The organism is Fibrobacter sp. UWS1 (assembly GCF_002300445.1).
Lineage (GTDB): Bacteria > Fibrobacterota > Fibrobacteria > Fibrobacterales > Fibrobacteraceae > Hallerella > Hallerella intestinalis.
Window position 1 is genome coordinate 343,584 of record NZ_NSGW01000001.1, and the last position, 25,734, is coordinate 369,317.

Sequence of the window (25,734 nt, forward strand, 5' to 3'; positions counted from 1 at the left end):
ACAATCTCGTGCAAAACCCATTTTCTAAAACTACTCGTAAATTTCCGTATAGGCAATGTCTTCCCGTGCGCCCTGACGCACCATTTTAAAACGCTCCGCCTTCGGATAATAAGACCAGACCATCCATTCGTTCGCCATATCCGCTCGCTTCGCCTTGATCATGACAGGCTTTTCGCCCTGAAAAAAATCCCGTTTGTGCGGAATCATGCGTTCCATCGGACGATACTTGTGCACTTGATCCCCGCAATGGCGTTCGATCATCCCTTGGGAATCCTTGCTCCAGACGATTTCCACATCGCAGCCGTCCTCGTCCCGGATCTTTTCACAAGATGCGGGGCCCTCCGGACACCAGAGAAATTTTTTGAATTTTTGGCGGACTTCCGGATCTCGAAAAACTTCCACCCGATGGCGATATTCCTTATAGACGTCATAGGTTCCCGCCAATCGGAAATTCGGAGCGTCATATTCTTCGCAACCATTTTCGGCGACCCGAACCTTGCGGTCAAAAAGATCGATATCCAATTTGCAGCCCGATTCGGCGTATTCAAAGCGGGTATGCCCAAAGTGCTCTTTGGCTTGAACATTGCCTATTGCGATTTCCGCCCGGGAAGCCCCTTCCCCATTTTGAATCCGGATGTTGAAGCGGCCCGGCGAATTCGGCGATTTGGAAAGCACAACCGTTCCCGTCTTGGAAGAATAGATGCCGCTCAAATCCGCGCTGCGCTCTTTGAAGCGCGCCAAATCGGCCCGGCGGACATATCCCTTTTTAGCAAATCGCGTTTTAACCGGGATGTATTCGGGCGGCTCCTGCCTGGGCACTTCCACATAGCGGACGACTTTCTTTTTCTTTTTGGAATTCCGCTGCTTGACATATTTCACTTGTTTTTTCTTGATGGGGGGAATCGGCAATTCTTCAACCGAATCCGAAGCGTTCAAATACCCTAAAATGCGGGACTGCGGATTTTCTTTTTGATAAACGGGCAAAGTCTGATCGGCAAAAAGAAAGGCGCACAAACTCAGGAAAAGGCAAATCCATTTTTTCATATCCATACTCCTATAGATTTAGATTTTTTTCTTTCCGCCAAATGTAAAAATATCGATGAAGACTGCTACTTCAAAATCTCCCCCGTCAGCAGTTCCACTTGGATTTGCGCCTTTCGGGCCGTTACCGCCGCCGAGAGCAACGCTTCCCGCACAGAACGCCACTGGCTCTGCATTTCCCGAAATTCAAAAGCGGTAATGCGTCCCGCTTTGAGACGTTCCTCGCCGAGCTGCAGCAATTCCCTTGCCAGCGAATCATTGCCCTCCGCCACTTCCAAAGATTCTAGCGCCCGAGAATGCGACTCTACGGCATTCGCCACATTTGTTTCGACATTCAGGCGGACGTTTTCCACCTGCAATTCCGCAGAGCGTTCCGCGATTTTCGCTGTTTCCACTGTCGCGTTGTCGGCAAAACCGTTAAAAAGATTCCACGTCAAATCCGCACCAATCCGAAAATACTGGCTGTTCGATTTCTCGGGATTTCCCTTGTCCGCTTCGCTGGCTGTCGCATTCCAGGAACCCTGCAAATTGAGCTTGGGATACAAGGACGACGACGAACCCTGCCGATGGATTTGCGCATAATTCATCTGCGCTCTGGCCGCCGCGAGTTCCGCATTGTTTTCGACGGCGCGTTGCTTCGCTTCCAAAAGTCCTTCCGGAGTCAGCCAATACAGATTTCTTTCTACGGCAACGGAATCCGGTAAATCCCGGGCATCCGAAATCACGTTCCCTCCCAGCAATTCATCCAAAGAACGGATCGCCGACGCCAGCTGCGATTTGGTGGAAAGGTTTGCCGCGCTGTCGCTTTTAAAATCCATTTCCGCAGAGAGATAATCCAAACGGGTAACGGATCCGGCGTCCAGTTTATTTTGGAAAAGTTCCCGGCGGGCACGAGAAACCTGAAGATTGGAATCGGAAAGAGCCGACGCGGATTTTGCATGAACGGCTTCAAAATAGGCGTTTAAAACTTTTGCAGCCAAAGCTTCCCTTTCTGCCCGAAATGCCGCCCTGGAACTTTCGATTTGAGCCTTGCTCGATTTGTAACTGGAAATATCCCGAAAGCCATCGAAAACGGTATAATTCACCGCAATCTGAAACGCATCGCTGCGCCCCAAATTATCGTCGATATCCGTAGCCACTCCAGCCTGCGTTTTGGAATAGGAATCGCCGTAGGTGTAATAACGGGAGAGCGAAAGATCCAGAGTCGGCAAAAGGCCTTTGCGCGCGCTTTTCTGAGCAACTTCGGCGTTTTTGACGTTTTCTTCGGAAATCAGCACGCCCGTATTCTTTTCGAGAGCCGTGCGCACCGCCTCTTCGGGAGAAAGTCCAGCAAAGGATTTCACCGGCAAAATCAAGAACGCGCCCAACAAGAGGGAGAGAGCCGGCGATTTCGCCAGACCGCCCTTTCCATTTTGGGCATTCGCTTTTTCCACAGGCTTTCCCGCAAAAAACGAATAGGCAGCAGGGACGACAAATAGCGTCAGGAATGTCGCAAAGGTAAGACCGCAAACGATGGTAACGCCCATCGCCACACGGCTAGGCGTTCCCGTCATAATCAGGGGAACCGCCCCCAGAACCGTGGAAAGGCTCGTCATGAGAATCGGGCGGAAGCGCAAACGCGCAGACTTTTTCGCCGCAGCCAATCGAGAGCAACCGGTTCTAGCCATAATCTGATTCGCAAATTCCACAATCAGAATGCCATTTTTTGTCACCAGTCCCAGCAAAAGAATCAGGGCGATTTCACTGAATATATTCAAAGTCTGCCCAAAGAGATAAAGCGAAATGATGGCCCCCGCAATCGCCAGCGGCACGGTGAAGAAAGTGACAAAGGGCGAGCGGTAGCTTTCAAACTGCCCGGCAAGAACCAAGAATATGCAAGCCAGGGCCAAAAGGAAAACGATGTAAAGCCCCGAAGAACTTTCCTCGTATTCCTTGGAAGTGCCCGCGAGTTCCGTTTGAATATTCAAAGAATCCGGAATGACCTTTTTAGCGATTCGCCGCATTTCGGCAACCCCGTCGCCGATGGTCTTTCCCGGCATGAGACCTGCGGAAATCGTCGCGGCACTAAAGCGGTTGTAACGAGGAAGAGATGGAGACGCCGATTTTTCCACATAGGAGACGAAATTTGAAACGGAAAGCATTTCCCCCGCACCGTTTCGCACGCTCAGTTCTTCTAGATTCATCGGCTCGGAGCGATATTCGTAAGGAACCGCCCCGATGACATCGTATTGCCTGCCGTCCTGATAAAATTCCCCGTAAGTCTGATCCCCCATCGAGAGGGCAACCGCTTTCGCAATGTCATCTACGGAAACATTCTGATCGTGCGCCTTGTCTCGATTAATTTGTACGTGCAATTCCGGTTTCGTGAATTTCAAGTTGGCATTGACCACGCTAAAAACATCGCTTTTTTCCGCTTCGGCGGTAAAGACGGGAAGCAAATCCCGAAGGGTTTCGATATTCCCCGCCTGAAGTACGAATTGCACAGGAAGTCCACCGCGCCCCGTACTGATGCTCTGCGGTTCAAATACCATCACCCGCAAATCCGGATAGCTCGCTCCCAGGATCTGTACGGAACGGGCGATCTCGCTTTGCGAACGGCGTTTGGACTTGTCGCTAGAAAGCGTCACGCGAATCATGGAACTGCCGCCGGAACGCGCGCCCGCCTGAATTTCTTCATATTCCGAAGAATCCATCAACGCCGTCATTTCCTCGACAAAAGCCTCGGTCATCTTTTTTGTCTGCCCGAGCCCCGTCCCTTCGGGAGCCGAGATGTTCACCATGAACATATTGCTGTCCTCTTGCGGAGCCATTTCGCTAGAAAGATTGTTAAAGCAGAAATAGGCTGCGCCAAGCAACAAAGCGATGATGACGAAAATCAGTCCGCGCACCCGCAAAAAGCCGTTGAGCAATGTGTTGTAAAGCTCGTTCAGCCACACAAATATCGGTTCCGTTTTTTCGTACAGAAGGCCTTTTTTCTGCACGCGCAACACTTTGGAGCAAAGCATGGGCGTCAAAGTCAGAGCGCAGAATGTGGAAATCACGACGGTCCCAATCATCACCGCCACAAATTCCCGAAAAAGAAGCCCCGTCATTCCGCCCAAGGCGAGCATCGGCACAAAGACGGCCATCAGAACGACAGAAGTCGCTATCACCGCGAAAAAAATTTCGTTGATTCCCGCTACGGCAGCTTGCTTCGGAGACATTTTATGTTCGATTTTCTGGTAGATATTTTCCACAATGACAATCGCATCATCGACAACCAGGCCTATCGCCAGAACCATCGCCAAAAGAGTCAGCACGTTGATGGAAAATCCGAAAAGATAGAGGACGAAAAAGCTGCCGACAAGGGAAACGGGAATGACAATCATCGGAATCAACGTGGTCCGAGCTTCCCGCAAAAAGAAGAAAATGACGGCAACGACCAAGAGAAAAGAAATGAAAATCGTTTCTATCACTTCGCGAATCGAAGAACGGATATTGATGGAGGAATCCATGCCGTTCACGATTTTCACGTCCGAAGGCATATCCCGGCGGAGTTCTTCCACGCGCTTGTAAAAATCGTCGGCAATGGAGACATGGTTCGACCCCGGTTGGGCTATCAAGGCGACAGCAATCGTATTTTTGCCATTGCGTTTAAATCCCGTGCGCGTATCCTTGGGTTCATAATGGATGGTAGCCACATCGGAAAGCCTGACAATAGAGCCGTCCGAAGCCGTTTTTATCGGGATTGAATTGAACTCGGCAGGTTTTTCCAAACGGCCCAAGGTACGAATCGAAAGATCCATTGTCTGGCCTTCAATTTTTCCCGCAGGAAGTTCTTCATTTTCGCGGCTGATGGCCTGCGAAACATCGGAAGGGGTCACACCCAAAGCTTTCATACGAAGCGGATCCAGCCACAGGCGAACGACGGGCGTTCTTGCGCCCCAAAGGCTCACTTCGGAAACTCCCGCAATCGTCTGCAATTTTTCCTTGACCACATTCGTCGCAATCTCCGAAAGCTCCATCGCATCCCGCGTATCGGACAAAAGGCTCACGATTAAAATCGGATCCGAATCCGAGTCAGACTTATAAACCACAGGAGCGTCCGCAGCATCGGGCAATCTCCGCGTCACCCGGGAAACCCGGTCCCGAATATCATTCGCCGCCGCTTCCAAATCCGTTCCCACTTCAAATTCCGCACGAATTGTGGAGCTGCCATCGGAACTGGTCGAAGTGAGCGACTTGATGCCCGCCGCGCTGTTCACCGAAGCCTCGATGATTTCCGTCACTTCCGATTCCACGACCGCGGCATTCGCCCCCGTATAAGTCGTGCGAACAGTAATAATTGGCGAATCCACATTGGGATATTCCCGAATGCCCAAATTCATCGCCCCGAAAGCCCCGACAAGGACAATGCCCAAAGCCAGCACCGTCATCAATACGGGGCGACGAATTGAAAGAGTCGAAAAACTCATTCCTTTACCCCGTAATTCATGTTGTTCACAATGTCCTTGATTTCCAAAGACATTCCGTTACGAACATTCATCAAACCGGAAACAACGACGGTGTCTCCCGCCGAAAGGCCGGAGAGAATATTCACCGTTATCGGCGTGCGAAGCCCCGTTTTTACGCGGACTTCCTGCGCTTTGCCCTCTTTGACGATAAAGATAAACGCCCCGTTCGCATCCAAAGTCACCGCTTCGGAGGGAATCGGAAAGCCCGCGACGGTTCCGTTTCCAAAATTCAAGCGAACGCGGACATAGGTTCCGGCGAGCAATTTTTTATTCGCATTATCGACAATCGCTCGAACTTTGCGTGTGCGACTGGAATTGGAGAGCGTGGCATCCATGAAAGCGATTTTCGCCACAAAACTTTCGCCCCGTTCCGAATCCATCAGTTCCACCTTGTCCCCATTTTTAACGCTATACGCATAGCGCTGCGGCAAATCAAAATCCACTTTGAGTTTTCGCTTGTCCGTGAGAGTGGCAATTTTAGAACCCGCAGTAATCCAAGCCCCCTCGGAAATATCGACCACTCCCAAAACGCCGACGAAAGGCGCGCGAATTTCCGTTTTTTTCAATTGGGCAAGAATCAAATCCCGGGAAGCCTCTGCCGATTGAACCGCACTCTCTGCGGCTTCCAGCTCTTCGGCTGTCGCCCCGTCCTTTTCAAAGAGCGTCTTGATGCGCGCCGCCTTTTTTTGCGCCAGATCCAGGGAAGCCTTTGCGCTTTTCAAATTCGCCTGCAACTCCGCATCGTCGAGTTTGGCAAGGATAAATCCCTGAGAAACCGATTGGCCGTCTTTTGCATAGAGCTTGACAACTTTGCCCGCCGTTTCCGCGGCGACATCCACCTGATTCGCAGCGACAAGTTCACCGTCCGTGCTATATACTCCCGATGTGGAATCTTCCCGAGCGATGTAGCCCGAAACACGAAGCGTTTTCGCCCCTGCGCCTTTTCGGGCTGCCTTGGACGGCTGAGGCGTATTTTCCGAAGAGCAAGCGGTCAATACAAAAATTCCAATAAAAATTCCAGTTATAAAACAAGAGAAAGAAATTGTCGATTTTTTCATGATTCAACCTATTTCATTTACAGTCACTTCTAAAAATTCATTTTCAAAAAATCGGTTACGACACAGCATCTGGTTGGTGAACCATGCCGAAGCATGGTTGCAGCCCTTCGACTAGTTCGACAAGCGGTTATCGAGCTTGCCGAGGTGCACTAACCAAGACTCAGGGAGCGCCGGTTGCTGAACCCGTCGAAGCACAGCAGCCGTTTGTAGAACCGCTTCATCAAAGCCATTTTTAGAAGCGTTTTTTTACGCCATTTGGATGCCCACCCGATTCAAATGGTTGCAAGCGCTACCAAAGAATCAGTTGGAAACCGAAATCTCGGGGAACGCCAAAGCGGGGACCTGCAAACCGGAAAAAGCATCCGGGTATTCGCTTCCGATAGCGACTAGGGTTTCCAGAAGATCGATAAAGTTCGCGCTCAAAGTAGCGCCTTCGACCGGATGAAGAACCTCTCCGTTTTCCGCATAAAGCCCCTGCACGCCGATGCTCATGTCGCCACTTATCGCGCTGCAACCGGAATTGCCTTCGAGCTTCACGACTAGCAGACAGCACGGGAAAAGCCGCAGAAGCTCCGCAGTCGTTTTTTCACCGGGAAGAACGACAAGATTGGAAAAAGCCGTTCCCACCTTTCCGCCATACGAACGGGCTGCACAGCCGTTGCTCTTTTTCCCTTCCACCGCGGCGGTTTCCAAATTGTAAAGAAATTCGGAAAGAACGCCGTCACGAACAACCGTAACCGTGTCCGCATAAGTGCCTTCGGCATCGTAAGTTTTTACTCCCGGCAAATCTTCGCGAGTCGGATCGGAAAGAAGAGTCAGATTCGCTCCGGCGATTTTTTGTCCGAGCTTTCCCTGCAAGCGGGATTGCCCTTTTTGCACCTGCTCCGCGATAAAGGAAGAAGCATACATGCCCAGCAGCTGCCCGGCAACGCGTTCGGAAATCACGACAGGCATTTTTCCCGAAACGATTTTTTGCGGTTCCAAAAGTTCCAAAGCGCGTTCTACAGACTTTTGGGCGATTTTCTCGGCGGAAATGTCTTCAATCCGCTCTTTGTCCTGGTCGAAGCTTCCCATTTTGCGGGAACCATTCCGTTCCGCGACAAGCCCCGCGCCCGCTCCGATTCCATTGCCGACGGATTCAAAATAGACACCGTTTGAATTGGCGAAAATCATCTGGCTCTCGCTCTTTTGGCATCCCAAATACGGCACATTTTTGACATCTGCGGAAAGCGCATAGCAACGTTTTTCAATGTCCAACGCCAAATCCGTCATTTGCGAAAGCGAAACGTCTTTTAAATGCGGATTATAATGTTCCCTGCGAAAAGCGTGATTTTCCGGATGCGGAAGCGATATGGGCAAATCCTTGGTAAGTTTCGTGTGCTGCAACGCATCTTTTAAAGTCTGCATCAAGGCGCTCTCTGTCAAACGCTCTGTGTAAGCATAGCCGGGTTTTGCCCCGCAGAAAGCGCGAATCCCGACACCGACGGATTCGGAAATTTCCGTATTTTGCACTTTACCCTGAAAAACGGAAACGCCTTCCGATTTGGAATGCCCCGCCACAATGTCAAACGCGGTCGTCGATTTTTTAGCCTCGTCGGAAAGAAACTGGACAGCTTCAAAGATATTCATTTAAATCGCCTTTTCAAATGCGGTACGAGCCGCCGAGATGGTCCTTTCAAAAATTTCCTCGGTATGAGACGTGCCGAAAAATGTCGTTTCAAATTGCGAAGGCGGAAAGAGAATTCCCTGAGAAAGCATCGCATGAAAAAAGGCCGCAAAGCGCTTGGTGTCCGAAGACATCGCCGTTTCCGTATCGACAACAGGAAGCGAGGAAAAGAAAACGGTGAACATCGCTCCGACACGATTTATTTGTACGGAACATCCCGCCGAAGCGGCAGCCGCTTTCAATGCAGACTCCAGAAATGCGCCCTTCTTCTCTAAGGACTCCCACGGATTCAGTTGGAAGAGGGCCCGCAATTGCGAAAGCCCCGCCGTCACCGCCATCGGATTGCCGGAAAGCGTTCCCGCCTGATAGACTTTTCCAAGCGGACTCACATTGCGCATCAGCGATTCCTTGCCGGCATAAGCGGCAAGCGGCATTCCCCCGCCAACAATTTTTCCCAGCGTAATCATATCGGGCAAAACACCGAAGCGTTTTGCCGCTCCCCCGTCCGAAACGCGAAAGCCCGTCATCACTTCGTCAAAGATGAGAACCGCCCCATTTTTTGTGCAGAGTTCCCGCAGACCTTCGAGAAATCCTGCGCGAGGAGGCACGCAGCCCATATTTCCCGCAACAGGTTCCACAATGACCGCAGCAATTTCGTTCGGATTTGCGTCAAAGAGAGCGGACACGTCTTCTAAATGATTGTAGTCCGCTACAAGCGTGTCTTGAGCAACTCCCGGCGTTACGCCCCGAGAACTGGGAGTTCCATGCGTCAGCGCGCCAGAGCCCGCCTGAATCAAAAACGAATCGCCGTGCCCGTGATAGCAGCCGCGGAACTTGATGATTTTATGGCGACCAGTCGCCCCGCGAGCCACGCGAATCGCACTCATCGTCGCTTCCGTTCCCGAATTGACCAAACGGATTTTTTCCATCCCCGGAATTTTCGAAAGAATGCATTCGGCAAGTTCCACTTCGATGTCCGTGCACATTCCAAAACTGAGCCCCCGGGAAAGCTGTTCCTTCAGGGCTTCCACGACTTCTTTCGGGTTGTGTCCCAAAATCATCGGCCCCCAAGAGCCGATAAAATCCACATAGGCATTTCCGTCGTCTGCATACAAATAAGGTCCCTGCGCACGTTGAATGAAAAGAGGAACACCCCCGACTCCGCCGAATGCGCGGACAGGAGAGTCCACGCCGCCCGGCAACACTTTCAGCGCACGATTCCACCAAGAATTTTCCATCAGTCCAACCTCACTTTTTTCCAGCCTTCGGCTCCAAAGCGCAAATCCCTTTCGACAAATTCCCAAATCACCAGTGCTTTTCCTTTGAGAACGCCAGAACGGCGCGCGAGCTTTTCCCGGACAAGGGTGCTGGAGCCGCCATCGGAAACAATGCTTGCAACAGGAGTACGCAATTCCTTCGCCAAGTGGGAAATCCATCCGGACGACATCGGCGCATCCGTTTCATAAATGCGGGAATAGCTGTCTCCCAAAATCAAAATTTTCGCTTTGCGAAAATCGTTGCCGCGGGGCGTTCCCGTTTTCGCATTTTTCACCTGAAACGCTTCGACTCTTTGCTGGGGAAAAGCGTATTCCAGATTTGCCATCGTCGCCACGTCGCCGACACGGTCGACCATCACCAGCGAATCCACCCAGTCTTCATGCGGCAGATTTTTTGCCACAGGCAATTTCTTCACATCATCCGCAATGACTTTGGCAGCGATTTGCGCCCCGCGCGGCGTCCAGTGCGTATCCGTATTCAAGTAGAGAAAATCCTTGCGCCGATCTTTTTGCTTGGCTTGCATCAACGGCGTATAAAGATTCACCACATTCACATTTAACGAGCGGAGGGTATCCACAAAACGCCGACCCAAGGAAATATTCATTCCCGAAAGCCCGTATAGCTGCGGATTCAAAATTTCCGGATAGATGGTGGGCTTTCCCGGAACGACAACGACCAGCAGTTCAATTCCCTTTTTTTCCAATTCCTTTTTAAAATCGAGAACAGCTTCAATGGGATTGTCCAAACTGTCCGTGGTCCATGGAGCGGGCTTTACCAAAAAATCCACATCTTGCCGGTAAAAAAGAAAATTCGAATCGGCGACAACCGCCTTCTCTCCAGGATCCCGCAGAACTTTCCATGCAAAAGCCTGATAAACGGGGCGCGTCTTTTTGACAAAGGCGTTTTCTTTTTCCTGCTGATTTTCATAAGCCCGCAGATAATCCCCGTTCAAAAAACCGTGGTAAAGCCAGGCATTCCCAAGACGCTTCCACGAAAACGACGAATACTCCTCGCGAATCGCCAAAGCCAAATGTTCCAGCGAATCCCGAACGTCCTCTTCCGATTCCCATGCGGCAAGGAGCTTCTGCATCGCGGAGATGTTTTGCACCGCCGAATCCAGCGAATCCAAAGGAAGGTAGGCATTGACATTCATGATCGTGCGCTTGAGATTTTGCGCGCATTCATCCACAAGGGAAAAAGCCTCTTCGCGTTTTTCCAAAGAAACGTCCGAAGATTCCGCCACAGAAAGGGCTTCCCGCCAAACCGCATAGAGAGAATCCGCTTCCCTTTGCAAAACCGATTCCCGAACAACAGGGCGAACGGCATCCCGAAAAAGGTCAAACGGGGCAAACGCTTTTTTTTCGCAAACGGAATGAGCCAATTCCCAAGAAAGCGGCAGGAGCAGCATCAAAAAAAAGACGACGGTAAATAAAACGTAATAGCGTTTCATAGGCTCTAAAAAATACCCCCACTGCGAATCGAACGTAGATCTCACCCTTAGGAGGGGCGTGCTCTATCCTTTTGAGCTATGAGGGCTTAAATGCATTCTAGAACGTCGAACTTCGCAGACGATTGGATTCGCCCCCAAAGCTAAACGCTTCCTTTTCAGCAGCACAAATATAGCATTCTTTAAGCGATTTAAGCCACCCGGAAATTTGAAAGAATGCGAAACGGCAGAAAAGCGCAGTCCATTAAGTCGAACGGTGCAATTCCAAAGCGACAGCGTCGTCCAACTTTACCGAAGCGATTCGCGAAATGCCCTTGATTTCTTGCGTCACACCGTAAAGCATATCGGCGGCGGCCATCGTACGCTTGTTGTGCGTGACAAGGATGAACTGCGTCTTGTTTGAAAAATGGCGCAAGAGTTCCATAAAGCGACCGATATTCGCATCGTCCAAAGGCGCATCGACTTCGTCCAGAACGCAATAGGGCGAAGGCTTCTCCATGTAAATGGCAAAGAGGAGGGAAACCGCGGTCAAAGCGCGTTCCCCACCGGAAAGCGCAGTCGTTCCACGCATTTTTTTGCCCGTAGGCCGCGCGTTCACTTCGATGACCGCTTCCAAAGGATCGTCGCCCTGAAGTGCCAGCTTGGCTTCGCCGTTCACCATGACCCGACTGAACACGTCCTGGAAATTTTTTTGGATACGACGGAAAGTTTCCAAGAAACGCTCGCGGGCAATGCCGTCCAATTTGGTGATAGTGCGATCCAAGGACGCGCGCGCCTTGTCCAAGTCGTTGAATTGCTTCTCCACTTCTGCCAAGCGCGCTTTTTGCGCATCGAAATCTTCCATGATATCGACGTTCACCGGACCCAAGTTCTTTATCTGGCTTTTTAAATCGGAGATTTCCTTTTTGGCGGCGCTTTCATTGTATTCTACGCGTTCCACATCTTCCGCATGGTCGATGTCCACTTCCCATTCGCTGAAAACGCGTTCCTTCATCCGGTCGATATTGGTACCGAGCGCATTGATGCGCAACGTCAAATCGTTGATATCGTTCAATCGATTCAGCAATTTCCGGTTGATTTCATTCACTTCGGAACGCCAGTCGGCCAAGTCTCCCGCAACGACATTGTAACGTTCGCGTGCCGCATCCCGCTCGCCTTCCTTGATGCGGAGCTCTTCGTCTTTGTTTTGGATTTTCTCCGCCAGCTCGTTTTCTTTTGCCAGCAAATTTTCCTTTTGCAAAGCGATTTTTTCGATTTCCTGATGACGGCCTTCGATAATGCCGTCAAAAACCTGAATTTGCTCCGCAATGGAACGGATGCGGTTTAAACTGTTCTGCAAAGAAGATTGAGTCGCTCCGAGCCGAGAACGCATTTCCCGAACATCTTCTTCTTTGTCCTTGCAGATCTGTTCTTTTTCCGACAGGGCGTCCATCACTTTGGCGTATTCGTCTTCGATGCTTTTGGACTCCGCATCGGCGGCGGCGAGTTCGGCATCGTCGGATTTTTCGGATTGCGCTTGCGCAATGCGAGCTTCCGCATTTTCCAGACTGGAGCGCAGATTGGCCATCTGCCGTTCCACATCGGAAAGAACGCCTTGATGAATTTTTTTTGCCGCTTCTCCCGAACGAATCCGCCCATCCGCATCCCGAATGGAATCTTCCGATTCCGAAAGCACCGCACGGGATTCTTCCAATCTTTCTTTCAACCGTTCCCGTTCATCGGCAATGCGCTCGGCTTCCGCCCGAATCGCTTCGACTTCCGCCACGTCTTTTTCCAGTTCGGCTTTGCGCGCCAGCACGCCCGGTGCTTCATTCTTCCCGGAACCGCCCCAGACAAGTCCGCGCGTAGAAACATAACGTCCGTCAAGAGAAAGGAACCAGTAGTCTTCGCGGGCAAATTCCTGGGCAAGCGATTTGGCCGTGGCAAAATTTTCGACAAGAACGGCTCGGGAAAGCAGTCTTTCGACCAAAGGAAGAATTGCCGGTTCCGCTTGGACAAATCGGCTGGCGACACCAATGACCCCCGGACGGTGGGGAAATTCTTGGACATCGGCGTTCCCACTAACAAAAGCGAGAATGGCGCCCCCCGCTTCGGCGGCATCCAAATTGTCCAGCAGCGCATCCAATCGAGAAGAATCGGTTACAACGGCGTTCAGCGCTCTTCCCAAAGCAAATTCGATGGCGCTTGCATACGCCGGTTCCACGGTCATCAGCGAACCTAACAGGCCGCGCACTTCGGACGCCCGGGAATTCAGCAGGAAAGTTTCGCCAGCAAGGGCGTCGCTTCCCATATTTTCCAGCAATTCGATGCGCGATTCAAGCCCCGCAATCCGCGATTTCGCCTGCAGCATTTTTTCTTCTTGCTGAGAAAGGGAGGCGGAAAGGGTTTCGATTTCCTCTTCCTGCACGCTTTTGCGTTCCTGCAAAATTTCTATTTCCCGCTGGGCGGATTCAACGCCAGCTGCAATTTCGCGCAGCGTTTCTTCGGACTCGTTCTTTCGGCGTTCCAAGTCCGAATACTCCGATTTCCATTTTTGAGCATTCGCCAAAAGGATTTCCGATTCCGCGTCCCGACGCTGCCAGTTGGCGCGCAGGGAGTTCACCCTGTTCACGCACGCAATGCGTTTGTCCGCAAGCGCCCGGGAAGATTCCCGCAAATCATCTACGCTGTCCCGCAAGACCTGCAACGCTTCTTCTTCCCGCTCCAGTTCCGCCTGCTGCTCCGAAAGGACGTCTTCCGAGCCCAACTGGCTGGTTTCGTTTTCCAGCCGGTCGCTTTCCTGCTTTAAAGACGCAATCCGGTTTTTGGAATCCTCGATTTCCCCGAGATATTTCTGAATGTTCATCTCCGCATTTCCCTGCGCCTCTCGGTTGCGGGAAAGCTCGTTGTTCAAATCATTCAGTTCAAATTCCTGTTTTTTGACCTCGTTCTCCAGGCCGCGCAGATTTTCTTCGTCGCCGGCGATGAGCAGCTGGCGTTCGGCAATTTTCGTTTCCAATTCCGACAGACGGGTTTTATCCGCATCCTGTTCATGCTGAATCCGAGTCTTGGCGTCGTTCAGAACCGCCAGATTTTTCCGGTTGTCCTCGTGCCTATCCAAACTGACCGAGAGATCCAATTCCCGCAGTCTGGTGCGCAATCGTTTCCATTCGTTCGCCTTTTCCGCCTGTTTCTCGTATTGGCGAACCGTATTGCGCTCGTGCTTCAAATTGTCTTCGACGCGTTCCAGATCGGAGCGAACCCTTTCCAGTTGGCTGACAGTCTCCTTGCGCTGCTTCTTGTATTTGCTGACGCCGGCGGCTTCTTCAAAAAGCGTACGGCGGTATTCCGGACTATCCGCGAGAACATTGCGAATCATCACTTCGTTCATCTGGGAATAACTGCCGGAACCCAACCCCGAATCGAAAAAAAGATTTTGAATGTCCTTCAGGCGGCATTCCTGATTGTTGATCAGATATTCGGTCAGGCCGTCGCGGTGCGCCCGGCGAGTCACCATCACTTCCGAATATTCCGAAGCCAAATCCCCGTCGCTGTTGTCGATGACCAAGGAGACTTCGGCAAGGCTCATGGCCGCGCGTTCTTCCGTTCCAGAAAAGATGACGCTCTGCATTTTATCCATACGCAGAACCGACGCTCGCTGTTCGCCCAGAACCCAACGAATCGAGTCCACGATATTGGACTTGCCCGCTCCGTTCGGACCGACAACCGCAGTAAGCCCGTTCCCAGAAAACGTGATTTCTGTTCGCTGGGCAAACGACTTGAAGCCGAAAATCTTTAACTTGGTAATCTTCACGTTATGGAAAAAGTAGCTTAATCAAAGGCGTTATTCAAATTCCAAATCCCAAACATCGTCCTTTTCCGAAAATTTGAGAAGTTCGCTTCCGCCGTCAAAATGGATTTTGCCCGCATCGACCAGATGAAATTTTCCCGTCGAATCGGCAGCGTAAAAAACCGCATGGAAAGTCCCGACAAAATCCGCTTCGCGTACAAACGAAAGCTCGCCCGGAAGGACCGTGTCCGGAACCCAAAGCAACGTATCCGATTTGCCGACAACGGAAAAACGCGTAATCGCCTTATCGGACAAATTTTTAATCTGCAAACGCTCCGTAGAATCCACCACCAGATGCGAACAGGCGGATAAACAGAGAAAGGCTAATGCCAAAAATTTTTTCATTTCGCCTCCTCCACGACAATGCCCTTCGCCGTGATTTCCTTGGTCCTAGACGAAAGCCCGTCCGAAGAGCGAAGCGTCTTTTCCCGTTCTTCACGGCGCTGTTTCTTTAAGGATTCGTCCGTATCGATGGAGCGGGTCATCATGGGCGTCGAACGGGAACCGTTCAGTCCGACAAACTTGTCCAGGATTTTTTCAATTCCCAGATGGAACTGGACAATCCAGGTTCCCCGCAGACCAAAAACATTTTCGATATCGTCGGCGTGATTGTAAGCGACCCGGATAAAAGGCATGGTAATCCCCCCGCCCCACAGCAAATCCCCGCCCGGCTTGCGGTAGCAGGTCACGTCGAAGGAAACAATTTTAGACGGATCGGGATAATACTTGAGGGAAACCGAGCGCAAAGCCTTGTCCGGGAAATAGACCAGAACTTCCGCATACAAGCGCTGCGCAATCAGATTTTGTTCCCAAGAAAGTCGCAGGGAGTCGTTGCTATCACCGTTCCGGTCATAAAGGGCGATATCGATATTCGGCAAATACGTCCAAGGACCCGACGAATGGCCGCCCAAAACCTGTTTGGATTCCAAATTCAGCGAAAGGCGAGCATGGCGAAAATGCGAATGATGAAAACTCGTCTGCACAGAAAAAGAAGACCAGGTAAAAGCGGCCCATTCAAACAGCGAATCCGTTTCCGCTTCGTAGCCCCGACCGACAAATTCCGGATTGGAATACTGGATGCCGCCCGCAATGCCCCAACCAAGATCCGGTCGGGAAAGGGTAACGCCCGCCGTCTGCACGCTGCGAATCAACGAGAAATCTCCGTAATGCGGAAAAAGAAGAAAGTCCTCGCTATCCCAGCCGTGGCGTTCAAACCACCACAAAACGCCGAGTTGCCACGGACTTTTTCCCAAAGAATCCGCAAAGTAGGCCGCAAAATTCTGGCGCAAGACATAGCCCTCGTGCTTGCCGTATTCCGTCGAGAGTTTTGTCTGAACAGGAAGAGGAAAATAGAGGAGATTCGCCCCCAGATAGCCGTATGTCTGCGGATGAAAAACCATCCCGAATTCGCGCAGCTGCAAGTCGCGAGTCGCGGCATCGCCCGCCGAAACGCCTGCGGTTTTTACATTGCCCGCATAAGCGGAAAACGCCAAAAGGAATACGCACAAAACAGCGCGCATTCCTAAAATCCGATTTCCGCAAATCCCGCTCACGAATCAATCCAAGGAGTGGACCAAAAGGCCGTCCCGAAGTTTCGGTTCAAACCAGGTGCTCTTCGGCGGCATGATTTCGCCAGCATCCGCAATCGCCATCAACTGGTCAAGGGTCGTCGGATACATGGCAAAAGCGCAGGCGCATTCACCGGAATCCACGCGTTTCTCGAGTTCGCCCAGCCCGCGGATTCCGCCCACAAAATCGATGTTCTTCGCCGTGCGCGGATCGTCCACGTTGAAGAGCGGCTTAAGAACGAGCTTCTGCAAAAGGGCGACGTCCAGACTATCGACAGGTCCCAAATCCTCCAGATATTCCGGCTTAAACGCGCACGCATACCAGTTTCCGCCGATATACATATTCACCACGTTCTGCTTGGACGGATGCGCCGCGGACGGCAACTTTTCCATGACAAAGACTTTTTCCAGTTCCGCAAAAAATTCTTCCTGCGTGCGCCCGTTCAAATCTTTGAGGACGCGGTTGTAATCCAGAATTTTCAGCTGGGTACTCGGGAAGAGAATCGCCAGGTAGCGGTTGTATTCCTCGTCGCCGCGGTTATTGGGATTCTGGGCGGCACGGTATCCGGCAGCACGCGCTCCGGCGGCACTGCGATGATGCCCGTCGGCGATATAGCACACGGGAACAGAATCGAACGAACGGCAAATTTCTTCGATTTCATTGTCGTCGTCAATGACCCATACCGTATGCCCAAAGCCGTCGGCCTCCGTTACAAAATCATAGACCGGGTCGCGGGCGATAATTTTTTTGAGCAGTTCAAATTGTCCCTGATCCCGATAGGTGAGGAACACAGGACCCGTATTCGAATTCGTCGCCAGAACGTGACGCAGACGGTCGTCTTCCTTATCCTTGCGGGTCAGCTCGTGCTTCTTGATGATGTTGTCAAAATAATCCTTGGCGGGGACCGTACAAACCAGCCCGTATTGTTCCCGTCCGTTCATCGTCTGGCGATAAATGTAAAGGCAATTCTTCTTGTCGAAAGCAATGACGCCGTCCGCTATGAACTTTTCCAAATTTTCCTTGGCGTGGGCATAAACCTTCGGGTCATAAGCGTCAACAGAATCCGGAAGCTCGAGTTCCGCGCGGGTAATGCGTAAATAGGAGTAAGGGAGCCCCTTGGCCATTTCCTTGGCTTCTTCACGATTCATCACGTCGTAAGGCAAAGCGGAAATGTCCTTGGCGCACTTCGGGTCCACGGGACGGAGAGCTTTGAAGGGAAAGATATGCATGTGTTTTCCTTTGAGTTTGGCTTCTTTAATGATTTTCTGGTCTTCGGAAATAAGTTCCTGAATATACTTGTTTTTAATCGCGATATGTTTCTTTTTGCGGTAAGAAACGATGAAATAGGCGGCAACTCCGAAAGCGATTCCAAAAACCAGCGCGATAAAGGTGATACCGAGCAAAAACGCCAAGACATGACCTCCGGCATCATTCCAAAGCCGGGTCACGACATCGATGCAATTCCGAAAGGAAAGTCCCTCCAATTCCCGAAGGAAATCAAAAGAAATCGCCGAAGGCTGGAGAATTTTTTTCCCGATATAATATCCCGACGGATAAAAGAAACCGAACTGGGTCAGCGGATTCGCCACAAAAGACGACACGACTCCCGGCACCTTGGGAAGCTTAAATAAAGCGCAGGCGGCTACTGTCAAAATGATGGCGATGCCGATGGTCGGCATAATTCCAATGAATACTCCCAAGAATACAGAAAGAGCGACCTTCAGCGCATCCATCCGTTTGGGGAACATCCGATTGAAATAGACTCGGGAAATCCGCGTCACCCGAGATTTTTCCGTTTTTTTTCTTGCTACAGCCATCAAAAACTCCAAAAAGAACCGCCGAGAATATAGAATTTTTTAAGCCTTGTTTTTGATCCCCGCCGAATGGCTGCCGGCGAATCCGCTCAACAGCTTGCGCTGTACAATCAAGAAAAGGACTATCACGGGCAAAGTCGATAGGGTTGCCGCCGCCATCATCAAATCAAAGCGGTTGCCAAACTGTCCAAAAAAGAGGCGCAGGCCGACAGGAATCGTCGCCGATGAAGTGTCCATCGAAAATACCCAGGCGAACATCAGTTCGTCCCACGCCAGAATGAAGACGTAAATTCCCGTCGCCAAAATTCCCGGCAAAGACGACGGCACAATGACCCGAAAAAAGGCGGAAAACGCCGTGCAGCCGTCCATCATCGCCGCTTCTTCGATTTCCCGGGGAACCGAGCGGAAAAAATTCTGCAAAATCCAGGCGGTCATCGGCAAGAAAAGTACCGAGTACAGCAAGATGATTCCCCACCGGGTATTGAGCATCTGGATAGGCGTGTGCAACTGCCAATACGAGGCCAGCAAAAAAGCCGGAATCAAAAGAAGAACGTTCGGAACAATCTGGCTCCAAATCAATCCCGCATTGACCACAATACGCAACTTTCTTGTCGCCCGGGAAAGCCCGAAGCCCGCCAAAGAACCCAGCAAAAGGCAAATCAAAACCGTCGTCCCGCAAATCAAGAGCGAGTTGGTGAAAAAAGTGCCAAAGGGAATCATACGGAGCAAGTCTTCATAATTTCGCCAATGCAAATAAATGCCGCCTTCCGGCAGCTGAACGCTGCGATTCCCCGCCGGGTTTTCCAAATCAAGAAGAGCTATCTTTCCACCCTGCATCCCGACCAGCAGGCGATTCCCGTCCAAGGAAAGGCTTGTCGCCGTTCCTAAAACGGAGTAGGTTTTCTGGTTGCCGACCTCGCTCAGCAAATCCCACAAGTTCATTTCCACGAGCCCGCCTACAAGCCCGAAAAAGACCCGCCCGTCACCGCCGCTTTTGATAACGGAAATATCGGACTGGAAAAGTTCGGAATCCTCGTAAAGCCGTTTGATGGCACGCCCCGCACGGATATCAAAAAACACTATCTGCCGCCCCCAGGCGAAAAGCATCGCGCTGCGATTCACCACGGACAAACGCAAATCCCTCCCATTGTAAAAAGGAAGCCCGCCTTCGCCAAAAAGGTAATTCGCCTTGACTTTTTGCCTCTCCACTTCGACCAAGGAAAATCCCTGGTCGTGCGCCACCAGGATTTCCGAATCCGAAATCCGCAAAATCCGCTGCACGGAACTGGAGGGAAGCCCCCACTGCGAAGTCAGCCAATGGATTTTTCCCGTCTTTTTGTGTACAAAGGCAATTCCCGGAAACTGTTCCCACCACATGCCCACGCACAAGTAATCGCCAGCGCTCACCACTGAAACCCCGTGATCGCTGGCAGGAACACGATTCACCCAGATAGGCGTCCACGGAATCTGCCGAAAAATCGTCAGCGGGCTAGGAGCCCGTTCTGCAAGGCACCAGCGGAACAGACGACGATTATCTGCATCGGAGCGGTTCCTTTTTTTCAAAAGGCTGCCGATAGCCGGGTTCACCCAGTCCGATTTTCCCTGCCAGACGCCAATTACCCGCGCAAGCACTTGCGGAGAATTCAAAATGCCATTGAGTTTTTGAATTATCGAAGAATCCCGGGGAAAAGGCGAACCCAAAACTTCCGCCAAAGTCCACTTGGCGTTTTCCGCAAGCGGAAGCGAATCGAGAAGGGCACCGAGCCTGGAAAATTCTCCCTCAGGCATCTGGTTTGGAACGTAGCGGAATTCCGAGAAATCGCTTTTCCGATACGCCTCTTCAAAATCCCCCAGATCCCAACGATTATCCACTTTCCAGCGATTCAAATTCACCCGCATCACGCCTTCATCCGGAGAAAACGCATAGAGGCTGGAATCCGCAACGGTGTAATTTACAGAAACCGCCGAGAGATCCAAAGAGCGGCGAATCGGAGAGTCCAGATTTCCGTTTTCAAACTGGTAAATCTGACCGTGCAAAGTCCCCGCCACAATGCGGCCATCCGAAATTTTTTCCACAAACACGACGTCATTCGGATACGGATCGGGAAGAATTTTCCCCTGCTGGATTTCGCTCGATCCCAAAAGGGAACTCCACACCATCCATAAAAGCGGCGCGATATTCAAAAAAGCGAAAGCCCAGGCGAGGAATTTAAGCATGGTGCAAATCCTTTGCAAAATTCCGATACCAAAGCGAAACGCCGAAAAGTGCTACAATCATCATCAACGTTCCCAAAGCGGCTCCCGCCCCGAAATTCCAGGTCTGGAAAGACGTGCGGTACAAAAAAGTCATCATCAGGTCGCCGTATTTTCCCGGAAAGCCGGCTCCATTTCCGAACATCATCGCCACCAAATTGAAGCTATACATATTGATGACCAGGCATTCCAAAATAATGACGGCAAAAATCGGTTTGAGAATCGGAAGCGTGATATGCAAAAAACGCTCGCGGCCAGGCACGCCGTCCAATTCCGCCGCTTCGTAAATATCCCGTGGAATCGCCGCCATCGCCGACAAAAACATCATCATGCAAAACGGCCAGTTTCTCCAGATAGCCGGAACGATAATCGCCCAAATCGTATTCGGTCCCGTCAGCCAATTCGGCTTGATCAGAATTCCGTTGTCCGAATACGTCCAGACGGCGCCGAACAAGCCGGAAATCCGATCCCAATGCAAATAGTCGAACAGGAGCGTATTGATAATGCCTTCATCCTGCTGCCACATGAATCCCCAAAGAAGCCCGACAATATACGTCGGAACCACCCAGGAAATCATCATCAGCCCGCGAACGATTTTCACCGTGGGAAACTTCTGCGTTACAATAACCGCGCCAAAAAGACCGAGCACAATGCTTCCGCTAGAAACGCAAAGCGTGTAAATCACCGTATTGCGCGCCGCGTCGATAAGCCCCGTTCCCGAAGCCGAAGAAACCGCCTTGAAAAAATTCTGGATGCTGAACGAACCGCCCAGAGCGTTCTGCGAATTTCCGTCAAAAAAAGGAAGGAGCAGACCGAACAGGACGGGCACCATCAAAAAAACGACAGCAAAAGCCAGCATCGGCAAAATAAAGAAATAACGCCTCGTCATTTGCCGCTCTCCCGCTGCCGTTTAATAAAGCGGTTGATTTCGCTGTCCGCCGCACGAATTTCCGAGAGGATTTCTTTTTCCGGCCAGGCGTTGTCGCCGCTCAACGTAATCAAGTCAAAGATGTTGCCAAAACGACGCAAAAGAATTTCCGTTTCGATTTCTCCCCAATAAGGTACCGCCGGATACGAACGCAAGCGTGAAATCATCTGCTGAAAAACGCCCCGCGTTTCATCTTCCTTGAAATACGGATATTCATACGTCGAAAGAAGCGCCGGCAAAAAACCGGTCACGCGCGAAAGTTCCAACTGCACGTCCGGACGGGAAGAAAGGTAGCGGACAAGCGCCATCGAGGAACGCTTGTGCTTGGTAAAGCGGGAGACGGAAAGATTGGAGCCGCCCGCAAAATAATAGGTGCTTTTTCCGGCAGGGGCCGTCGGCGGAAGCATCACGGAATAATTGCGCGCCGTCACATTCTTGGAAGAGCCTCCCAAAAAACGCGGACTGTCCAAATAAAGCGTCTTGTTCGTCACATCGAACCAGAAAGCCAGCCGCCCTTCATCAAAATCCATGCTCACCTGATTCGTATTCTTCGTCAAGTTCTTTTTGCTGTTAAATCCGTCGCGGACCAGATTCAAATAAAAAAGAATACCGGCAATGCTTTCCTTTGTCGCCAAACGGCTTTCGCTTCCCGTCGAATCCAGAAAATCCCCGCCCGCACCCCAAACCCAAGGCGCCAAATTATGGATGACATTCCAATCGTGCTTTCCGGGATATCCGATAGGCGCAATGCGCATTCCCTCGATTGTCAAATCCGCCTTCTGAATTTTTAAAAGAGCCTTTCGGAAATCCGTCCAGTTCAGCAGCGTTTTCGGGTCCACTCCCGCTTCGGCCAGCACGTCCCGGCGAAAGAAAAGCGGTCGAACATCCAGAAACCAAGGAAGCGAAGTCGCAAAGGAAGTCCCCGGTCGCGCAAACTTCATGGAAACCTCCGCAAAAGCGGAATCCCCACCCGAAACGGCAAGCAGCGAATCAAGGGGCATCAAAGCTCCCATCGCCGAAATGGAAGCCGCCCACGTCGTCGGCATCTGCAGGACATCGGGTCCGCTATGCGTCGCCGCAGCCGTCGTGATTTTTGTCCAGGCGACGCTCCAGTCGAGAATCGTCACCTGCACTTCAATGCCGGGATTTTCCAATTCAAAATTGCGCAGGACGTGCAGCATATCCGCAGCCGGATCCGGACTGTTCGGCATAATCCAAAGCTGAAGAACTTCCTTTTTGAGGGAACGCTCCGTTTCACAGCCCCAAAGGGCGAGCGCACACAGCAAAGCGGCGAAAATCCGCATGGCGCACCGCTCGATCAAAGGAAACTGACTCCCGTCGAAATATCAAACAGGTGGATATTCTTTTCGTCCAAAGACAGAAATATCTTTTCCCCGACAAAAAAAGATTCCGCCGGAGGCACGCGCAAAACAAAGCTCTGGTCGTTGCACTGGGCATAGATCAGGGTTTCAAACCCCAGCCGCTCGATGACTTCAACCGTAACGGCCATCGCTGTCGGCGACGCATTTGAAACCGTAAAAAATTCCGGACGAACGCCGACAAGAAGCCTTGGAACATTGGCAAAGCGACGCCGAAAATCTTCGGAAACGGGAAACGTAAAAGCCGCCTTTTCAAAAAAGAGCCCGTCCCACGTCCACTGCGCCGCAAAGATATTCATCGGAGGGTTGCCGATAAAACTCGCCACAAAATCGTTCGCCGGGTGCGAATACAATTCCATGGGCGTTCCCACCTGCTGGATGGCTCCCTTGGAAAGGCAGACGACCCTGTCCCCCATCATCATCGCTTCGTTCTGGTCATGGGTGACAAACACCATCGTCGCCTGCAAACGGGAATGCAGCCTTCCCAGTTCCACGTACATCTGGTTTTTCATTTTGGCATCCAGACCGGAAAGCGGTTCGTCAAAGAGAAATATCTTCGGCTTCCGCACCAAGGCGCGCCCCAGAGCAACGCGTTGCCGCTGCCCTCCGGAAAGATGCTTCGGCTTCCTGTCCAAGATGGAATCCAGATCCAAAATTTCAATCGCTTCGCGGAGACGCTCCTTGATTTCCGCCGCCGAATAAATTCCCCGCATACGCAACGCAAATTCCAGATTCTCGCGAACCGTCATGTGCGGATAAAGCGCATGGGTCTGAAAGACCATCGCAATGTCGCGGTCCTTCGGCTCTAGACGACTGGCGTCCTTGCCATACAAAAACAATTTACCGCGCGACGGAGATTCCAAGCCGGCGATCATCCGCAAGACCGAAGACTTTCCGCACCCGGACGGACCGACCAGAACAATGAATTCGCCCTCCCGAATGGAAAGCGAAACATCGTTTACCGCATCGGCTTCTCCGGGGTAAGCCTTGGAAACATGGACAAGATCAATCGCCGATTTGGCTTCTGCCATCATCAATCCCTGAAATTATCCTCGTTGAAGGAATCCTCATCCTCGGAAGATGCTTCTTCGTCTTCCGCCTTGGGCTTTTCAATTTCAAACAATTTGCGGAGAGGTTCAATCTTGTAACGGTTGCGCTCTTCGGGAAGGGTAAACGGCGCCAGGTTCAAAGCGACCAGAATCGAATCCGGATAGTTGTTCACCTTTTTCACGAATTCGGATTCAGAACAGCCTTCGTTATAAAAATCAACGACAAAAGTATCCCAAAGCTCCTCGTCCAATTTCTGCAAAGCTTCGGCCTCTGTCGCGACTCCCTCCACAAAAGCCCCCGTCAAAAGAGTCGAAATCACTTCGACAGCGTAATTCCGGCGTTGATCGTCGCCCTCCCATACAAGAACGCGACGAGAACTGTAATCATGCGGTTTCATCGCGCTTTCGATATTGTCTTCATTCGCCCGCTCATTCGAAAAAGAGTCGAGTTCGTCATCATCATTCAAATTTGCCATAGAAATCCTTTATGCTTTTATTCCTAATAATAGAAAATATCCCGATCAAAATGGAAGTGAATATCGACTCGCGGATGGTGAATAGGGGTTAGCAAGCCTGCCGCTCTCCTTGTCTCTCACAAAAACGTTACCAGCAACGTCCGCGGAAAAAGTAACGCCTTTGCAAACAAGCAATGCCCGCTCCAAAAGAAAACTCATTTCCAAAAAGGAAAGTTCAGAAAAAACAACGCTTCTTCCAAACGAAATCACTCGTGAAAAAATTTCTCGTGCAAAAAAGCACACCCCCGTCCGAAAGAGAGCATCCTTCCCGAAACAGAAACACTCCCGCGAAAGGAAAATCACCTTTTCTTTCCGTAATGAAATTTCCCTTCCAAACGGCATCTCCCATTCAAAAAACTTGCGCCCCGCATCAGCAGACAAGAACAGACAAGAAGCGTGCCCAAGGGGTTGGTGCAGGATAGGGGGAGGGTGGGCTTCGCAACTCCGAACACTCCACCTGTTCTGCAAAAAAGCACCGTCCGAGAAGACGAAGCTTCAGTGAAAAAAAACTTCACTTGTTCCACGGAGAACTTCTTCTTCCAAACGAAATCACTCGTGAAAAAATTTCTCGTGCAAAAAAGCGCGCCCCATCCGAAAGAGAGCATCCTTCCCGAAACAGAAACACTCCCGCGAAAGGAAAATCACCTTTTCTTTCCGTAACTAAATTTTCCTCCCAAACGACATCTCCCGTTCAAAAAAGTTCTCCACAGCTTCAGAAGACAAGAAGCGTGCCCAAGGGGGTTGGTACAGGATAGGGGGAGGGTGGACTTCGCAACTCCGAACACTCCACCTGTTCTGCAAAAAAGCACCGTCCGAGAAGACGAAGCATTAGTGAAAAAAAAACTTCACTTGTTCCACGGAGAACTTCTTCTTCCAAACGAAAACGCTCGTGCAAAAAAGCACGCCTCGTCCGAAATAGAGCTTCCTTCCCGAAACAGAAACGCTCCCGCGAAAGGGAAACCTCTTTTCTTTCCGTAACTAAATTTTCCTCCCAAACGACATCTCCCGTTCAAAAAAGTTCTCCACAGCTTCAGAAGACAAGAAGCGTGCCCAAGGGGGTTGGTACAGGATAGGGGGAGGGTGGACTTCGCAACTCCGAACACTCCACCTGTTCTGCAAAAAAGCACCGTCCGAGAAGACGAAGCATTAGTGAAAAAAAAACTTCACTTGTTCCACGGAGAACTTCTTCTTCCAAACGAAAACGCTCGTGCAAAAAAGCGCGCCCCATCCAAAAGAGAGCGTCCTTCCCGAAACAGAAACACTCCCGCGAAAGGGAAAAAAATCACACTTTATTTTTCGCCACAACACCGCACACCTGTCGCTGAGCCAGCCGAACGAGTCGAAGCAAGCTTCAACATCATTTTTAGAAAAGCCTAACAATTTCCGCATTCCGAAAAATCCTCCCTATTTTTCAC

General features: G+C 51.1%; 17 protein-coding genes and 1 tRNA gene. 1 reads left to right on the top strand and 17 read right to left on the bottom strand.

What is annotated here, in order from left to right; all coding sequences use genetic code 11:
• Positions 1–30 precede the first annotated feature (30 nt).
• The 17 genes from BGX14_RS01375 to BGX14_RS01455 all read right to left on the bottom strand — a co-directional run bounded on the left by BGX14_RS01375 (position 31) and on the right by BGX14_RS01455 (position 24,700).
• Entirely contained in the window at positions 31–1,044 is a 1,014-nt protein-coding gene (locus BGX14_RS01375; RefSeq protein WP_143394077.1) for a hypothetical protein, read from the bottom strand.
• Between the two features lie 65 nt (positions 1,045–1,109).
• The gene (locus BGX14_RS01380; RefSeq protein ID WP_095878847.1) at positions 1,110–5,495 is read right to left on the bottom strand and encodes an efflux RND transporter permease subunit; all 4,386 of its coding nucleotides are present in this window, start codon (positions 5,493–5,495) and stop codon (positions 1,110–1,112) included.
• Positions 5,492–6,529 (bottom strand): efflux RND transporter periplasmic adaptor subunit, encoded by a 1,038-nt coding sequence (locus BGX14_RS01385; RefSeq protein WP_158223191.1) that lies wholly within the window; start codon positions 6,527–6,529, stop codon positions 5,492–5,494. Before BGX14_RS01385 ends, BGX14_RS01380 begins: the two co-directional genes overlap by 4 nt.
• A 363-nt stretch (positions 6,530–6,892) precedes the next feature.
• Complete coding sequence (locus BGX14_RS01390; protein WP_095878849.1) at positions 6,893–8,221, bottom strand: TldD/PmbA family protein; 1,329 nt, start codon at positions 8,219–8,221, stop codon at positions 6,893–6,895.
• Positions 8,222–9,496: a glutamate-1-semialdehyde 2,1-aminomutase gene (gene hemL / locus BGX14_RS01395; RefSeq protein WP_095878850.1), complete on the bottom strand. Its 1,275-nt coding sequence runs from the start codon at positions 9,494–9,496 to the stop codon at positions 8,222–8,224.
• Positions 9,496–10,986, bottom strand: a complete 1,491-nt coding sequence (locus BGX14_RS01400; RefSeq protein ID WP_095878851.1) for a hypothetical protein — start codon at positions 10,984–10,986, stop codon at positions 9,496–9,498. The genes hemL and BGX14_RS01400 overlap by 1 nt, the downstream gene beginning before the upstream one ends.
• A 13-nt stretch (positions 10,987–10,999) precedes the next feature.
• Positions 11,000–11,072, bottom strand: a tRNA-Arg gene (locus tag BGX14_RS01405).
• Between the two features lie 155 nt (positions 11,073–11,227).
• Positions 11,228–14,776: a chromosome segregation protein SMC gene (gene smc / locus BGX14_RS01410; protein WP_095878852.1), complete on the bottom strand. Its 3,549-nt coding sequence runs from the start codon at positions 14,774–14,776 to the stop codon at positions 11,228–11,230.
• A 30-nt stretch (positions 14,777–14,806) separates the two neighbouring features.
• The gene (locus tag BGX14_RS01415; protein WP_073305737.1) at positions 14,807–15,157 is read right to left on the bottom strand and encodes a hypothetical protein; all 351 of its coding nucleotides are present in this window, start codon (positions 15,155–15,157) and stop codon (positions 14,807–14,809) included.
• Positions 15,154–16,332, bottom strand: a complete 1,179-nt coding sequence (locus BGX14_RS01420) for a hypothetical protein (protein ID WP_073305738.1) — start codon at positions 16,330–16,332, stop codon at positions 15,154–15,156. The genes BGX14_RS01415 and BGX14_RS01420 overlap by 4 nt, the downstream gene beginning before the upstream one ends.
• Before the next feature lie 36 nt (positions 16,333–16,368).
• On the bottom strand, positions 16,369–18,198 hold the full coding sequence (locus tag BGX14_RS01425; protein ID WP_095878853.1) for a DUF1015 family protein: 1,830 nt from the start codon (positions 18,196–18,198) through the stop codon (positions 16,369–16,371).
• A gap of 39 nt (positions 18,199–18,237) precedes the next feature.
• Positions 18,238–20,412, bottom strand: coding sequence for a carbohydrate ABC transporter permease (locus tag BGX14_RS01430; RefSeq protein ID WP_095878854.1), 2,175 nt, complete (start codon positions 20,410–20,412; stop codon positions 18,238–18,240).
• The gene (locus tag BGX14_RS01435) at positions 20,405–21,337 is read right to left on the bottom strand and encodes a carbohydrate ABC transporter permease (RefSeq protein ID WP_073305742.1); all 933 of its coding nucleotides are present in this window, start codon (positions 21,335–21,337) and stop codon (positions 20,405–20,407) included. Before BGX14_RS01435 ends, BGX14_RS01430 begins: the two co-directional genes overlap by 8 nt.
• Positions 21,334–22,680 (bottom strand): extracellular solute-binding protein, encoded by a 1,347-nt coding sequence (locus BGX14_RS01440; protein WP_143159472.1) that lies wholly within the window; start codon positions 22,678–22,680, stop codon positions 21,334–21,336. The genes BGX14_RS01435 and BGX14_RS01440 overlap by 4 nt, the downstream gene beginning before the upstream one ends.
• Before the next feature lie 14 nt (positions 22,681–22,694).
• Entirely contained in the window at positions 22,695–23,789 is a 1,095-nt protein-coding gene (locus BGX14_RS01445) for an ABC transporter ATP-binding protein (protein WP_198951126.1), read from the bottom strand.
• Positions 23,789–24,280 (bottom strand): hypothetical protein, encoded by a 492-nt coding sequence (locus BGX14_RS01450; protein ID WP_073305746.1) that lies wholly within the window; start codon positions 24,278–24,280, stop codon positions 23,789–23,791. Before BGX14_RS01450 ends, BGX14_RS01445 begins: the two co-directional genes overlap by 1 nt.
• Before the next feature lie 45 nt (positions 24,281–24,325).
• Entirely contained in the window at positions 24,326–24,700 is a 375-nt protein-coding gene (locus tag BGX14_RS01455) for a hypothetical protein (protein ID WP_143394078.1), read from the bottom strand.
• 699 nt (positions 24,701–25,399) lie between these two features.
• Here BGX14_RS01455 and BGX14_RS15185 point away from each other — a divergent pair.
• Positions 25,400–25,696: a hypothetical protein gene (locus BGX14_RS15185; RefSeq protein WP_143394079.1), complete on the top strand. Its 297-nt coding sequence runs from the start codon at positions 25,400–25,402 to the stop codon at positions 25,694–25,696.
• Positions 25,697–25,734 lie beyond the last annotated feature (38 nt).